At 76.3% G+C, this 14,432-nt stretch carries 16 protein-coding genes; 5 read left to right on the top strand and 11 right to left on the bottom strand.

Going from position 1 to position 14,432, the window contains the following annotated elements; genetic code table 11:
- Positions 1-27: 27 nt before the first annotated feature.
- The gene (locus ACI79D_RS12205; protein WP_456918680.1) at positions 28-1,350 is read left to right on the top strand and encodes an ABC1 kinase family protein; all 1,323 of its coding nucleotides are present in this window, start codon (positions 28-30) and stop codon (positions 1,348-1,350) included.
- A gap of 4 nt (positions 1,351-1,354) precedes the next feature.
- Here ACI79D_RS12205 and ACI79D_RS12200 read toward each other — a convergent pair whose 3' ends face one another.
- The 5 genes from ACI79D_RS12200 to ACI79D_RS12180 all read right to left on the bottom strand — a co-directional run bounded on the left by ACI79D_RS12200 (position 1,355) and on the right by ACI79D_RS12180 (position 4,998).
- Positions 1,355-1,549, bottom strand: coding sequence for a hypothetical protein (locus ACI79D_RS12200; RefSeq protein WP_456918679.1), 195 nt, complete (start codon positions 1,547-1,549; stop codon positions 1,355-1,357).
- A 125-nt stretch (positions 1,550-1,674) separates the two neighbouring features.
- The gene (locus tag ACI79D_RS12195) at positions 1,675-1,839 is read right to left on the bottom strand and encodes a hypothetical protein (RefSeq protein ID WP_456918678.1); all 165 of its coding nucleotides are present in this window, start codon (positions 1,837-1,839) and stop codon (positions 1,675-1,677) included.
- Positions 1,840-1,967: 128 nt separating this feature from the next.
- The gene (locus ACI79D_RS12190; protein WP_456918677.1) at positions 1,968-2,219 is read right to left on the bottom strand and encodes a WhiB family transcriptional regulator; all 252 of its coding nucleotides are present in this window, start codon (positions 2,217-2,219) and stop codon (positions 1,968-1,970) included.
- Between the two features lie 233 nt (positions 2,220-2,452).
- A complete protein-coding gene (locus ACI79D_RS12185) occupies positions 2,453-2,794 on the bottom strand; it encodes a hypothetical protein (protein WP_456918676.1) in 342 nt (113 codons plus the stop codon).
- Between the two features lie 185 nt (positions 2,795-2,979).
- Positions 2,980-4,998, bottom strand: a complete 2,019-nt coding sequence (locus ACI79D_RS12180; RefSeq protein ID WP_456918675.1) for an ATP-dependent helicase — start codon at positions 4,996-4,998, stop codon at positions 2,980-2,982.
- Positions 4,999-5,151: 153 nt separating this feature from the next.
- Here ACI79D_RS12180 and ACI79D_RS12175 point away from each other — a divergent pair, with 153 nt between their 5' ends.
- The 3 genes from ACI79D_RS12175 to ACI79D_RS12165 all read left to right on the top strand — a co-directional run bounded on the left by ACI79D_RS12175 (position 5,152) and on the right by ACI79D_RS12165 (position 6,775).
- Positions 5,152-5,415, top strand: coding sequence for a mycoredoxin (locus ACI79D_RS12175; RefSeq protein ID WP_456918674.1), 264 nt, complete (start codon positions 5,152-5,154; stop codon positions 5,413-5,415).
- A gap of 122 nt (positions 5,416-5,537) precedes the next feature.
- Positions 5,538-6,128, top strand: a complete 591-nt coding sequence (locus ACI79D_RS12170; RefSeq protein ID WP_456918673.1) for an ANTAR domain-containing protein — start codon at positions 5,538-5,540, stop codon at positions 6,126-6,128.
- 101 nt (positions 6,129-6,229) lie between these two features.
- Positions 6,230-6,775 carry a uridine kinase gene (locus ACI79D_RS12165; protein ID WP_456918672.1) on the top strand — a complete coding sequence of 182 codons (546 nt, stop codon included), beginning with the start codon at positions 6,230-6,232 and terminating at the stop codon, positions 6,773-6,775.
- Between the two features lie 6 nt (positions 6,776-6,781).
- Here ACI79D_RS12165 and nudC read toward each other — a convergent pair whose 3' ends face one another.
- From nudC to ACI79D_RS12135, 6 genes are all read right to left on the bottom strand, one after another.
- Positions 6,782-7,753 (bottom strand): NAD(+) diphosphatase, encoded by a 972-nt coding sequence (gene nudC, locus ACI79D_RS12160; protein ID WP_456918671.1) that lies wholly within the window; start codon positions 7,751-7,753, stop codon positions 6,782-6,784.
- Positions 7,750-9,108, bottom strand: a complete 1,359-nt coding sequence (locus tag ACI79D_RS12155) for a M16 family metallopeptidase (protein WP_456918670.1) — start codon at positions 9,106-9,108, stop codon at positions 7,750-7,752. Before ACI79D_RS12155 ends, nudC begins: the two co-directional genes overlap by 4 nt.
- Positions 9,105-10,415, bottom strand: coding sequence for a M16 family metallopeptidase (locus ACI79D_RS12150; RefSeq protein ID WP_456918669.1), 1,311 nt, complete (start codon positions 10,413-10,415; stop codon positions 9,105-9,107). Before ACI79D_RS12150 ends, ACI79D_RS12155 begins: the two co-directional genes overlap by 4 nt.
- Before the next feature lie 133 nt (positions 10,416-10,548).
- Positions 10,549-11,154 (bottom strand): hypothetical protein, encoded by a 606-nt coding sequence (locus ACI79D_RS12145; protein WP_456918668.1) that lies wholly within the window; start codon positions 11,152-11,154, stop codon positions 10,549-10,551.
- A gap of 57 nt (positions 11,155-11,211) precedes the next feature.
- Positions 11,212-12,078, bottom strand: coding sequence for a DUF2510 domain-containing protein (locus tag ACI79D_RS12140; RefSeq protein ID WP_456918667.1), 867 nt, complete (start codon positions 12,076-12,078; stop codon positions 11,212-11,214).
- A 35-nt stretch (positions 12,079-12,113) separates the two neighbouring features.
- Entirely contained in the window at positions 12,114-13,538 is a 1,425-nt protein-coding gene (locus ACI79D_RS12135; RefSeq protein WP_456918666.1) for a M20/M25/M40 family metallo-hydrolase, read from the bottom strand.
- A 56-nt stretch (positions 13,539-13,594) separates the two neighbouring features.
- Here ACI79D_RS12135 and ACI79D_RS12130 point away from each other — a divergent pair, with 56 nt between their 5' ends.
- Positions 13,595-14,431, top strand: coding sequence for an alpha/beta fold hydrolase (locus tag ACI79D_RS12130; RefSeq protein WP_456918665.1), 837 nt, complete (start codon positions 13,595-13,597; stop codon positions 14,429-14,431).
- Position 14,432: the final 1 nt, after the last annotated feature.

The raw sequence follows: 14,432 nt of genomic DNA, 5'->3' as shown, positions 1-14,432 counted from the left end.
CCAGAGAGCCAGCAGCGAGGAGAACGCGTGACCGAGACCGGACGGGGGATCCCACGGGGTTCGGTCTCCCGGACCGCGCGGCTGGCCTCCCTCCCCCTGGGCGCCGCCGGGCGGGCGACCCTGGGCATCGGCAAGCGGCTGTCCGGCCGGCCCGCCGAGGCGGTCACCGCCGAGCTGCAGCAGCGCACCGCCGAGCAGTTGTTCGCCGTCCTGGGCCAGCTCAAGGGCGGGGCGATGAAGCTCGGCCAGACGCTGTCGGTGTTCGAGGCCGCCGTCCCCGAGGAGGTCGCCGCGCCCTATCGCGAGGCGCTGGTGAAGCTGCAGGAGGAGGCGCCGCCCATGGCGGCGCGGACCGTCCACGCGGTCCTCGCCCAGCAGCTGGGCGGCAGGTGGCGGGAGCGCTTCCGGCACTTCGACGACGCTCCGGCGGCGGCCGCCAGCATCGGGCAGGTGCACCGCGCCACCTGGCGGGACGGCCGCGACGTCGCGGTGAAGATCCAGTACCCGGGGGCAGCCACCGCGCTGATGGCCGACCTCAACCAGCTGTCGCGGTTCGCCCGGCTGTTCGCCGCGCTGTTCCCGGGGATGGACGTCAAACCGCTCATCGCCGAGCTCAAGGCCCGGGTGGTCGAGGAGCTGGACTACGGGCTCGAGGCCGATGCGCAGCGCGCCTTCGCCGCCGCCTACGTCGACGACCCGCAGCTCGTCGTCCCCCGGGTCGTGGCCAGCGCGCCCAAGGTGATCGTCTCCGAGTGGCTGGAGGGGACGCCGCTGTCGCGGATCATCGCCTCGGGTACGCGGGAGCAGCGGGACCGTGCCGGCCTCCTGATGTCGGTGCTGCACTTCTCCGGGCCCCAGCGCGCCGGGCTGCTGCACGCCGACCCGCACCCGGGCAACTTCCGGCTGCTGGCCGACGGCCGGCTGGGCGTCATCGACTTCGGCGCCACCGCCCGGCTGCCCGACGGGCACCCCGAGCCGATCGGCCGGCTGGTGCGCTGGGCGCTCGAGGGCCGGGCCGAGGACGTCCTGGCCGACCTGCGCACGGAGGGCTTCGTGCGGCCCGGCGTGGAGGTGGACGCGCAGGGCGTGCTGGACTACCTGCTCCCGCTGCTGGAGCCGATCGCCTCGCACCACTTCCACTTCACCCGCGGCTGGATGCAGGAGCAGGCCACCCGCGTCGCCGACCCGCGCAGCGAGGCCAGCCGGCTGGGCCGGATGCTCAACCTGCCGCCGGCCTACCTGCTCATCCACCGCGTGACGATCGGCTCGATCGGGGTGCTCTGCCAGCTCGACTCCGCCGGTGACTTCCGCAGCGTCATCGAGGAGTGGCTGCCCGGCTTCACCGGCTGAGGGGTCACGGGTCCAGCCGCGCCTCCAGGTCGCGGAGGTGCTCCCGGGCGCACGCCGGGCACAGCACGGTCAGCGGCCCGGGCTCCCGCGGGCCGGTCGAGCCGGTCGGCCGGGGCGGGGTGCTCGACGACCAGCCGGTCGCGACGTCGGCCGCGGTCCCCCTCCGGCCGCACCGGGCGCAGCTCAGGTCGTCGTCCACTCCCCCAGCCTGCGCGCCGGGGCGCTCCGAGCACAGAGGCGGCCGGGCTCCGGACGCACCGGGAGCGTCCGGGACCCGGCCGCGGATCGGGCGGGGCCACGCAGGCCCCCGCGGACGGACCGCCGTCAGCGCACGGCGGCGCTGGCCCGCGCGGCGCGCCGCGTCGCCTGTTCGGCGCGACGGGCCCAGCGGCGGGCGGCGCGCAGCCGGTGGGCGCGCGCGGCGGTGTCGGCCTCGGCGCGCAGTTCGCGCAGTCGGTCGACGGCGAGGTCGTACTCGATGGTGTGCACGTCAGTCCTCGGTGGTCCGGGTGCCCGCCGCTCGGCGGGCCGGGATGGGTGGTGGGTGGTGGGTGGTGCGGCTTCCCTGCAGGGCCCCGCCGCGAGCCCGCGAGTGGTGGGTGGTGGGAGGTCCTCTCTCACGCGACCGCGACCTTGCGGGGCCGTCCCCGCGGCCGCTTCCGCGGGATGACCACGCCGCGCTCGAAGATCTCGCCGCCCCAGACGCCCCACGGCTCGCCGCGGTCCAGGGCGCCGGCCAGGCAGGCGTCCCGGACCGGGCAGCTCGCGCAGAGCGTCTTGGCCTGCTCGAGCGCGGCCGGGCTCTCGGCGAACCACAGGTCCGGGTCGGTCCGGCACGGCAGCGGGAGCCGCACCGGGGCCGGGGACACCGGGGTCACCGGCCGTCGGGGAAGGGAACCGCCGGTCCGGGGGAGCCCGGGTCGGCGGTGGGTCGTCGGGCGGTCGATCGCCTGCTGCACTGCCGCTCCTCCTCGTACTCGTCGTCTGCAGCCGGCGGGGGCCCGCCGACCGGGAGTCGGGGCCGGGTGCCGCGGGGGACGAAAGAGAGAGGCCGCGGAGCCCGGTGTCGGGTTCCGCGGCCTCGAGGAGGACCGGTCGAGCGCTAGCTCAGCGGTCTCCTCGAGAAGGGGATCCCGAGGGTGGTGCTGTCGTTCTGCTTGTCCTGGATGACGTCGGTGCGGGTGCCGAACTCATCGGTCCCGGGAGTGGCGACACGGCCACGGCCGGTGGGCACGAGGTCGAACTGCGGCGCGCCGGGGACGTCGGTGCCGAAGACCGGGGCGACGGCGGGCACGCGGGAGCACGCGCCGGCGACGACGCCGGTCAGGGGCAGGGCACGGAGGCGGGCGGCGGCGGGCGGCGCGACGAAGGCGGCCGGACGCACGGCGAGGCTCCCCGGGCCGGAGACCCCGGCGGGGGTGGCGATCCACGTCGTGGTGATCATCGGTCCCCCTCCTTCCCGGGGTCGGATCCCGGCCTGCCGGCCGGTCTCGGGCTTGGTGCGGCTCGGGGCGGTGCCCCGAGCGCGAACAGGACAGTAGGGGGCCGTCGCGGAGGGGGTCAACGCAATTAATCCAGCCGTGTCGGAGTGACCCAGCTCACCCGTCCGCCGTCACGGACGGCGACGCGTCAGGAACCGACCGTCGCCAGCACGTCCTCGCCGTAGAGCTCGAGCTTGCGCGCCCCGATCCCCGGCAGCGCGGCGAGCTCCCGCAGCGTCGACGGGCGGGACTCGGCGATGGCCTGCAGCGTCGCGTCGGTGAAGACGACGTAGGCGGGCACCGACGCCGACGCGGCCGCCTCGCTGCGCCAGGCCCGGAGCCGCTCGAACAGCTCTCCCGCCTCGCCCTCGAGGACGACCTTCGGGCGCTTCTGCCGCCGCGCCGGGGGGGCGGCCGTCGGGGTCGACTCCGGGACCAGTCCGGTGAGGAACCGGCTACGCGGCCGCGACCGGCGGCCACCGGGGTTGCGGGCCAGGGACCACGACAGCGTCAACTGCTCCCGGGCCCGGGTGACGGCCACGTAGAGCAGCCGCCGCTCCTCCTCCACGGCCTCCGGGCGGGACAGCGACTGCGCGATGGGGAGGACGCCGTCGACCAGACCGACGACGAACACCGCGTCCCACTCCAGGCCCTTGGCCGCGTGCATCGAGGCCAGGGTGACGCCCTGCACCGTGGGCGCGTGCTGGGCGTCGGCCCGGGCGGCCAGGTGGCCCACGAAGCCGGCGAGGTCCATCGTCGGGTCCTCGGCCACCAGGTCGACGGCGAGGTCGACCAGCGCGGCCAGGGACTGCCAGCGGTCGCGCGCGGCTCCGCCCGGCGGCGGGCGGTGCTCGACCCAGCCGGTCGAGGCCAGCACGTCGCGCACGGTGGGCACCAGCGCCCCGGGCTCGGTGCCGCCGGCGGCCGCGCCGCGCAGCAGCAGGACCGCCTCGCGCACCTCCGGCCGCTCGAAGAACCGCTCCCCGCCCTTGAGCACGTACGGGACGCCCGCGGCGCTCAGCGCGTTCTCGTAGACCTCGGACTGGGCGTTGATCCGGAACAGGACCGCGATCTCGGCGGCCGGCATCCCGGCTTCGACCAGGGCGCGGCAGGCCTGCGCGACCGCGGCGGCCTCGGTCGGCTCGTCGGGGTGCTCGAAGAAACGCGGCGCCGGCCCCTCGGCGCGCTGACCCAGCAGCCGCAGCCCGGGCAGCCCCTTGCGCCGCGGCGCCTGACCGATGAGCTTGTTGGCCAGCGCCACGACCTGCGGGGTGGAGCGGTAGTCGCGCTCCAGCTTGACCACCTCGGCGTCGGGATAGCGGTCGGCGAAGCCGAGCAGGTAGTCGGGGTCGGCGCCGGTGAAGGAGTAGATCGTCTGGTTGGGGTCGCCGACCACGCAGACGTCGGCCCGGCCGCCGAGCCAGGCGTCGAGCAGCCGCTGCTGCAGCGGGTTGACGTCCTGGTACTCGTCGACGACGAAGTACCGGTACTGGTTGCGCACCTGGCGGGCGACGTCCGGGTGCTCCTCCAGCGCGTAGGCCGTGACCAGCAGGAGGTCCTCGAAGTCCAGGACGCCGTCGCGCTGCTTGGCCGACTCGTAGCTCGCGTACACCTGGGCGACCGCGGCCGGCTCGAACGGCGGCTCGCGGCCGGCCGCCTGGGCGCGGGCCGGGTAGTCCTCCGCCGTGGCCAGCGTGGTCTTGGCCCACTCGATCTCGCTGGCCAGGTCGCGCAGGCTGGTGCGGTCGGTCGACAGCCGAGCCCGGGACGCGGCGGTGGCCACCAGCCGCAGCTTGTTCTCGACAAGCCCCGGCATCGGGCCGCCGAGCACCTGCGGGGCGAAGTAGCGCAGCTGGCGCATGGCCGCGGCGTGGAAGGTGCGCGCCTGCACGCCGCCGACCCCGAGGCCGGCCAGGCGCCCGCGCAGCTCACCGGCGGCCCGGGCGGTGAAGGTGACCGCGAGGACCTGCTCGGGCACGAAGGCACCGGTGTGCACCCCGTAGGCGATCCGATGGGTGATCGTGCGCGTCTTCCCGGTGCCGGCACCGGCGAGGATGCAGACCGGCCCGGAGACGGCCTGGGCGGCCGCGCGCTGCTCGTCGTCCAGCTGCGCGAGCACCGCCTCGGCGCCCCGGACGACGCCGGGCGCCCCGGCGATCTGCGACATCCGGCCCCCCGTCTCTCTCCCTCGATGGCCGCCCCCATCCTCCCAGCCGCCACCGACGCACGCGGGAAGCATCCCCAGGCGCGCGGCGTTGACCCCCCGCAGTGGCCGGACTCCACCGCGCCGCCACCCCGATCCCCAGGGAGGACCCCCTCGATGAGTGCAGCGACCGCCGCCGTGACCATGTACACCACCACCTGGTGCGGCTACTGCGTGCGGCTGAAGAAGCTGATGCAGCGCGAGGGGATCCACTTCGCCGAGGTCGACATCGAGCGCGACCCGGCCGCCGCGGACATCGTCATGCAGGCCAACGGCGGCAACCGCACCGTGCCGACCCTCGTGTTCGCCAACGGCAACGCCCTGACCAACCCCAGCATCGACGAGGTCAAGGACCAGCTCGCGCAGACCGCGGAGGCGTGACGGCGAGTGGTCCCCCAGACTCGGTGTGCGACGAGGCATGATCGTCCGACGAGGGCTGTGACGACCACGGCCCGCTGACGTCCCGGCACCCGGCCGGGCCCGCCTTCCCGGAGGACGCCGTCGTGAGTTCGAGCGTCGAGCACGCAGCCGCCGCGGCCGCCTGCCCCGACGACGCACTCGGGTCGGAGGGACCCGCGGTCGTGGTGGCCCGCACCGGCCGGGGCTGGTCGGTCCTCGCCCCCGGCCGCGCGGAGGACGTGGGCGACCTCGTCGAGGGCATGTCGCTCGCCGACCTCGTCGCCGAGGAACTGGGCGCGCTGGTCGAGCCGGGCCGGACGGCGCGGCGCGCCGCCCGCGGCCCGGTCGGGCCGGCCGATCCCGACGCCGACCCGCGCGAGGCCCGCCTGGCCGCCCTGGAGCGGACGGTGGCCCAGCTGGAGCACGCACTGGCGGCGCGGGTGTCCACGGAACGGGCGATCGGCGTCCTCGCCGAGCGGCACGGCATCACGGCGCGGTGCGCGTTCGAGCTGCTGCGCGGCAGCGCGCGGTCCCAGGGGCGGCCGGTCGCCGAACTCGCGCGCGAGGTGCTCGAGGGGCTCGAGACCCGCGCGCAGCCGGAGGCTCCGGCCGACTGCGCCCTGCTCCGGCCCGGCACCTCGGCCGCCGGCGACGCAGCGGCCGGGAGCCGGGAGGCCGCGGAGGACCGGTCCTGACCCGTCCGGAGCCGCTGACGCCGGCGGCGCTCGCCGACCGGCTGGCCGGACTGCTCGGCGACCTGGCCCCGGAACCGGGCGCGACCGCGCTGCGGGTCGCCGTGGACGGCCCGGACGTCGCCGCGCCCGGGGTGCTCGCGGACGCGGTGGCCGAGCGGCTGCCGGCGCTGGGGCGGCCCGTCGCCGTCGTCCCCGCCGGCGGGTTCCTCCGCCCGGCCTCGCTGCGCTTCGAGCACGGCCGGACCGACCCGGACGCCCGCTACACCGACTGGCTCGACGCCGGCGCGCTGGCCCGGGAGGTCCTCGACCCGGTCGGGCCGGGCGGCTCCGGGCAGTACCTGCCGGTCCTGTGGGACGTCGTCCGCGACCGGGCGGCCCGCGTCCCCCCGGAGCCGATGTCGCCCGGTGGGGTGCTGCTGGTCCCGGGACCGCTGCTGCAGGGGCTGGGGCTGGCGTTCGACGTCGTCGTCCACCTGCGGGTCGCCCCGGCGGCCCGTCGCCGGCGCACCCCGGCCGAGCAGGCGTGGGAGCTGCCTGCCTTCGACCGCTACGACGCCGAGGTCGACCCCGTGGCCCTGGCCGACGCCGTCGTCCTGGCCGACTCCCCCGATCACCCCGCACTCGTGCTGCAGGGCCGGTTCGGCTGAGGACCCTCAGCCGAGGTCGCCGACCACCCAGCGGTCGATGATGTGCCGGGCGATGGAGACCGCCGGGGGCAGCGCCCGCGGGCCGGCGCCGGAGCGCAGCTCGTCGCGGGTGAACCAGCGGGCCTCCTCGATCTCGGTGGGGTCCAGCCGGAGCGTGGGGTCGCCCTCCACGCGGGCGGTGTAGCCGAGCATCAGCGACTGCGGGAACGGCCACGGCTGGCTGCCGACGTACCGGATGTCGGTGACCCGGACGCCGACCTCCTCGGCGACCTCCCGCGCGACGGCGGCCTCGGCGGACTCCCCCGGCTCGACGAACCCGGCGAGGATCGAGAACCGCCCCGGAGGCCAGACCGCCTGCCGGCCGAGGATGCACCGGTCGGCGCCGTCGTGGACCAGCATGATCACCGCCGGGTCGGTGCGCGGGAACAGCTCCGCGCCGGTCACCGGGTCGCGCCGCACCCAGCCGGCCCGCTCCACGGTCGTCTCCGCCCCGGACAGCGGGCTGAACCGGTGCCGCTCGTGCCACTCGAGGATGCCGATGGCCTGGGCGAGCAGGCCCGCGTCGAGGTCGTCGAGGTCGGCGCCGAGCTCGCGCAGCCCGCTCCAGGCGTCCACCGGCCGGCTCCCGACGGTCAGCCGCCGGTCCCCGCGGACGGCGGCGTAGAACACGCCGTCGGCCTCCCCGAGGAACACCGCGCCCTCGGGCAGCTGCGGCCGCTCCTCCCAGAGCAGCCGGGGACCGCCGTCGCCCTCCTCGACGGGCACCTGGCGGCGCTCGTCGACGGTGAGCACCCGCACCGGCCGGCCGCCGGTGGGGTCGGGCAGGGAGCGGGCCAGGTGGCTCCGGTCGTGCGCGGAGCGGGAGAGCACCGGCACCTCGCCCGGCGGGGACGGCCGGCTCTCCGGCCACGAGCCGCGTGCGGGGTCGTGGATCGGCGGGTTGTCGGCCGGCGTGCTGCCCCCGTCGGGGACGGTCACGCCGTCGCCTCGGCCGAGGCGCGGACGTCGACCGGGCCCAGCGCCCGCAACTCGTCGGCGACCCGCTCGGCGTCCCCGACCACCACCGCGGTCAGCGCAGCTGGCTGCAGGTAGCGGCGGGCCGCGTCCTGCACCTGCTCGACGGTCACCTCGGCCAGCGCCCGCTGGTGCTCGGTCAGCCAGCTCGGCGGCAGCCCGGCGCCGACCAGCGCCGACAGCGTGCTGGCCAGGCCGGCGTGCGTGGCGGTGGACAGCGCCATGCTGCCCAGGACGAAGCGCCGGGCGCCGTCCAGTTCCTCCGGGGTGACCGGGGTCAGCGCCATCCGGCTCAGCTCGTAGAGGACCTCGAGCATCGCCGGGCCGGTGACCTCGGTGGCGACGTCGGCCTCGACGAGGAACGACGATGCGCCGGCGAGGTGGTCGACCGAGCTGCGCGGGCTGTAGCTGTAGCCCCGCCGCTCGCGGATGTTCTCGACCAGCCGCGAGGAGAAGTAGCCGCCGTAGACCATGTTGGCCAGCCGCACGGCGGGCAGGTCCGGCTCGGTGCGGCTCGGGGCGGGGCCGCCGAGCCGGAGGTTGGACTGGACTGCGCCGGGCCGGTCGACCACCTCGAGGTGTCCCGGGGCCGTCGTCGGTGCCGGCGGGGCGGCCACCGCCGTGCCCTCGCCGGTCCAGCCGCCGAGCGCCTCGCCCACCGCCTCGACCGCGGCGGCCGGGTCGAGGTCCCCGACGAGCACGAGCGTGCTGCCGGCAGGCAGCACCCGCTCGCGGTGCAGCTTGCGCAGGGCCGGGCCGCGGACGGCGGCGACCGCCTCCGGAGCGGGCAGCTGCTCGGCATAGGGGTGGGTGCCGTAGCGGCGGGCGGCCAGCGCGGTGCGGGCGATCACGCCCGGCTGGGACCGGGCGATCGAGATCCGCTCGGCGACGCGGGCCCGCTCGGCCTCGACCTGGTCGGCCGGGTAGGTGGCGGCGGTGAGGACCTCGGCCAGCACGCCGAGCACCGGGGCCAGCCCCTCGGACAGCAGCGTGGTGGCGAACAGCAACCGGTCGGGGTCGGCCGAGACCGACAGCTCCCCGCCGTGGGCCTGGAACAGCTGCGCGATGCCGGTCGCGTCGTGCGCCTCGGTGCCGAGCAGGACGGCGCCGGACAGCACCGACGCCCGGGCGGTGTGTGCGGCCGCGGCCCGCGCCGTCGCGGCGGCGAAGGGCACCCGCAGCCGCAGCTCCACGAGCGGGACGCCGGGCCGCGGGACGACGACCAGGCGCAGCCCGCTGGGCAGGGTGGCCTCGGTGACGGCGAGCTCCGGCTGCGGGCGGGGCTCGCCCAGCGGCGGGACGAGAGCGGGCTGGCTCACGACCGTCCTCCTGTCGCGCGCAGTTCGAGGATGGCAGCGGTAGCGGGGTCCAGCCCGCGGGCGGCGGTCCGGACCTGGTCGGGGGTGACCGCGGCGAGCCGGGCCGCGAGCTCGCCGGCCAGCTCGGCCCGGCCGTGGATCAGCTCGGCGGTGCCGAAGGCCAGCGTGCGGCCGAGCACGGAGTCGGCCTGGCGCAGCAACTGCGCCTCGGCGCGGGCCTGCACCCGGGCGAGCTCCTCGGACCCGACGCCCTCGTCGGCGATGCGGCCGATCTCCTCGTGCACCGCGGCGAGCACCTTCTCGACGGTGACCGACGCCGGGTGGTGGACCTGGGTGGTCAGCAGCGTCGCGTCCCGGACCTCGAAGGGGTCGCCGAACAGGCCGACGTAGCTGCTCTGGGCCACGGCCAGCTGGTCGTCGTGCACGAGGCGGCGCTCCAGGCGGGAGGCGTCGCTCTCGCTGAGCAACTCGGCGAGCAGGACCGTGCCCAGGTACGTGTCGAGGTCACCGACCGGGTCCGGGACCCGCCAGCCGATCGCCACCGCGGGGGTCGGCGCCAGGCGGTCCTCGACGACGCCGGAGCGGACCCCCGTCGGGGACCGCTCGCCGGTGGCGACGGTCGGCGGCACGTCCCGCGCCTCGATGGGGCCGAACCAGCGGCGCACCAGCCGCTCGGTCTCCTCCACGTCGAGGTCCCCACCGATGCACACGACCGCGTTGCCGGGCGCGTAGTAGCGGTGGAAGAAGTCGGCGGCGTCCTCGACGGTGGAGGACTCGAGGTCGACGAAGGACCCGTAGCCGTCGTGGGTGTTGGCGAAGCTCTCGAAGGCGATCTGCGGCAACTGCAGCCAGGGGAAGGCGCCGTAGGGCCGGTTGAGGACGTTGACCCGGATCTCCTCCTTCACCACGTCGATCTGGTTGCGGAGGTTCTCCTCGGTGATGGCCGGCGCCGCCATCCGGTCGGCCTCGAGGAAGATCGCGCGCTCCAGCGCCTCGGCGGGCAGCGCCTCGTAGTAGTTGGTGAAGTCCTGGTGGGTCGAGCCGTTGAAGGTGCCCCCCGCGGCCTGGACCAGGCGGGCGTGCTCCATCTTCGGCACGTTGGCCGAACCCTGGAACATCAGGTGCTCGAAGAGGTGGGCGAACCCGGTGCGGCCTTGCGGCTCGTTGCGCATCCCGACGTCGTAGGAGACGGTCACGGCGACCACCGGCACGCTGCGGTCGGGTGCGAGCACGACCCGCAGCCCGTTCTCCAGTCGGAAGCGCTCCACCGGGTGCCGGAGGGTGAGGTCGGCCCCAGCTGCTGTCACGTCCCGACAGTAGCCGGGCGCGCCGACCGGCCGCCGTGCGGTGACCCCCGCCGGCGCCCGAGCGGAGGAGCCGGCCGGCGCGCCGCCTGGCCCGGCACGGTCCGGCCGGGCCCGGCGGCTGCACGGGGAACGGTCAGTCGTCGCCACCGCGGCCCCGACCGCGGCCGCGCCCGGAGTCGTCACCGGGCCCGTCGTCCGAGCCGTGACCGCCCCCGACCCGGCCCGCCGAGTCGTCCCCGGGTGGGTCGTCCGAACCGTGACCGCCCCCGACCCGGCCGGCGGAGTCGTCGGAGCCGCGCCCGGTCGCCGGGGCGTCGTCTCCCCCGCGGCCGCGGCGGTCGTCGCGCGGCCCCTCGACGGCGAAGCGGGGGCTGCCGTCGACGCAGCTGACCGTCACCTCGACCTCCTGCGTGCCGTTGCGCCACTCCACCTGGCCGGGCCGCGGGGAGTCGTCCGCCGTCCACCCGGGCGCCGGCGAGCCGCTGAGCGAGACGACGTCGCCGTCGCAGGTGGCGGAGACGGTGCCGGCGACGGTGACCTGCTCGCCGACCGACGGGTCCGCGGGCGCGGGATCCGCGGAGCCGGACGAGGGGGCCGACTGCTGGGCTCCGGTGGCCGCGGCGGGTTGCGTCACGGGCGAGGCGTCGGCGCCGCCTACCGAGGCGGCGAGGATGCCGAGACCGACGGCGGCGGCCGCCGAGGCGGTCCAGAGGGTGCGCGAGGCGCGGGTTCGTGTCATGGGCCGACCCTGTCGCCGACCTGGTCAAGGTCGCGCTAAGGAGGGGCCAAGCGCAGGTCAGAGCACCTCGACGGCGTCGATGACCCGGTCGATGACGCCGTAGAGCTCGGCGTGGGTGTTGGGGATCGAGATGTAGAGAAGCGCCGGCGCGGGTCGGCCGACATCGACGAGCAGCAGCGCCGCCCGCTCCCCCGTGGCGTCGTAGCCGCCCACGTCCCAGGACAGGTCGAACTCGAACAGGTGCGCGGCGGCGCCGTCGACGGTGCGGCCCTCGTCGCGCAGCACCCGCCGCTCGTTGGGCGCCGGGTAGTAGTTGGTCCGCACGCTGTCGGCGACCTGGGCGAGGGTCCCCTGCAGGCTGCCCGGCCCGGCGTAGCCGAACTGCTCGACCAGGGGGCCGGAGGTGCACTGGGCGATGAACGTGCCGCCGTCGGGCGTGACCTCCTGGGTCGTGAAGAACTGCCCGGCGACCGACGCCGTCTCGACGACGACGCCCAAGTCGTACTCGTACCAGCCGTCGCCGAGGAACGGGTAGGAGATGCCGGCGGCCTCGTCGATGATCCGCACCGTGCCCGGAGGGAAGGTCGGCCCGGCGGCGACCGAGGGGCCGCCGGCGTCGGTGGCGTCGTCCCCACCCCCGGACGGCCGGCCGACGAGGAAGCCGATCAGCACGACCAGCACCACGCCCAGCACGGAGAGCCCCACCACCCAGCCCGTGCGGGCCCGGCGCGGGGCGGCCGCCGGCGGGACGGCCGGCTGGGGCTGGGCCTGCACCGGCGGTGCCTGGACGGCGACCCCCGGCCCGGCGGGTGTGGTGACGTCCGACCAGGCGGTCCCGCTCCACCAGCGCACCATCCCGGGGGCGCCGTCGGGGTCCGGGTACCAGCCCGGCGGCGCGCTCCCCGTCTGCCCCGCGTCCGTCACGTCTGCACCCTAGGACGGCGGGCGGAGCCTGCGGCTCACCGCCGGGCGCTCGGGAAGGCGACGGCGGCGAGCTCGCGCCACAAGTGCGCCGCCGCCTCCGCGCCGCGGTGCAGCATCGGCAGCAACACCCGCTCGTTCGGCGAGTGGATGCGGTCGGTGGGCAGGCCGGCGCCGAGGAACAGCAGCGGCGCGCCGAGGACGTCGACCAGGTCGGCCTCCGGCCCGCTGCCGCCCTCGCGGGTGAACAGGACGTCGGCGGGGTCGGTGTCGAACGCCTGCCCGATGGCGGCCAGCAGGGCGGCCATCGCCGGGGAGTCCAGGTCGCTGGCGCACGGCGAGACGCCCCCGGCCGGGACGTGCACGTCGGCCTCGATGCCCTGGGGGGTGTTCGCCGCGACCCAGGCGCGGACCTGCTCTGCGAGGTCGGCCGGGCGCTGGTCGGCAACCAGCCGGAAGGTGATCTTGGCGTGCGCCTCGGCCGGGATGATCGTCTTGTGGCCGGGGCCGGTGTAGCCGCCCCACATCCCGTTGACCTCCGCGGTGGGCCGGGCGCCGATCCGCTCCAGCGTGCTGAACCCCGCCTCGCCGGTGGCCACGCGCGAGGCCGCGGGACCGGCCAGCCACGCCTCCTCGTCGAACGGCACGCGCGCCATGAGCTCGCGCTCGCGGTCGGTCAGCGGCCGCACCTCGTCGTAGAAGCCGGGCAGGGTGACCCGGCCCTGCTCGTCGTGCAGGCTCGCCAGCAGCGCGGCCATGGCGTGCAGCGGGTTGGGGACGCCGCCGCCGAACGAGCCGGAGTGCAGGTCGACGTCCGGCCCCCGCAGCGTGATCTCGGCGTCGGCGAGCCCGCGCATCGCCACGACGGCGCTGGGGACGTCGGGAGCGGCCATGCCGGTGTCGCTCACCACGACCACGTCGCAGGCCAGCCGGTCGGCCTTGGCGCGCAGCAGGTCGGCGAAGTGCGGGGAGCCGGACTCCTCCTCCCCCTCGACGAGCAGCTTGACGGTCACCGCCGGGGTGTCGCGGCCGGTGGCGGCCAGGTGCGCGCGGATGCCGAGCAGGTGGAACGCGACGTTGCCCTTGTCGTCGATCGCGCCCCGGGCGTGCAGCTCCGGGCCGTCCGGTCCCTCGACGACGGTCGGCTCGAACGGCGGGTGCACCCACAGCTCGGGCGGGTCGACCGGCTGCACGTCGTGGTGGCCGTAGACGAGGGCCACCGGGGCGCCGGGGTCCGCCGACGGCCACTCGGCGAAGACCGCGGGGGCGCCCGCGGTGGGCCAGATCTCCACCGTCGGGAAGCCGGTGCGGCGCAGCGCCTCGGCCAGCCAGGCCGCGCTCTCGGCGACGTATGCGGCGTGTGCCGGGTCGGCCGAGATCGACGGGATCCGCAGCCACGCGTCGAGGTCGGCGTGCAGGTCGTCGAGGTGCGCGGTCACGAAGTCGCGTTCAGGGCTGGCCACGTCGTCCGACGGTAGCGGCGGGCGCGCGGGCCGCCGTCCCCGGCTAACTTCAGCGCATGGCCGGAGCGCTGCTGCAGGTGGACGTCGGCGACCTCACCTTCGACGTCCGGGCCGACGGGCCGGACGACGGCCGCCCGGTGGTGCTGCTGCACGGCTTCCCCGAGACGTCGGCGTCATGGGCCGCGGTCACGCCGCTGCTCACGGAGGCGGGGCTGCGCACCTACGCCGTCGACCAGCTCGGCTACTCCCCGGGCGCCCGGCCGGCGGAGGTGGAGGCCTACGCGCTGCCGAACCTGGCGCAGGTCACCGCCGACCTGATGACGGCGATGGACGTGCCGCGGGCCGACGTCGTGGGCCACGACTGGGGCGCCATGGTGGCCTGGACGCTGGCCGCCTGGCACCCCGACCGGGTGCGCTCGCTGACCGCGGTCTCCGTGCCGCACCCGACCGCGTTCACCGCCGCCTGGCGCGCGGATCCCGAGCAGCAGGAGCGCTCGGCCTACATCCGGCTGTTCTGGCAGCAGGGCAAGGCCGAGGAGGTGCTGCTGGCCGACGGCGCCCGGCGGCTGCGGCGGATGTTCGGCGACGCGGTCCCCGGCGAGGCCGTCGACGAGTACGTGGCGGTGCTGTCGGCGCCGGGAGCGCTCACCGCCGCGCTGAACTGGTACCGGGCGATGAGCTCGAGCACGCCGGTCGACCCGGTGGACGTGCCGACCACGTTCGTGTGGAGCGACGACGACGTGGCGATCGGCCGCACCGCCGCGGAGGGCTGCCCCGAGCACGTCACCGGCGACTACCGGTTCGTCGAGCTCACCGGGGTGAGCCACTGGATCCCCGAGCAGGCCCCGGAGCAGCTGGCCACCGCGATCCTGGACCGGATCGCATCGTCCTGAC

It is taken from the genome of Geodermatophilus sp. SYSU D00708, assembly GCF_054050115.1.
This window is presented reverse-complemented; position numbering and strand designations above follow the sequence as displayed.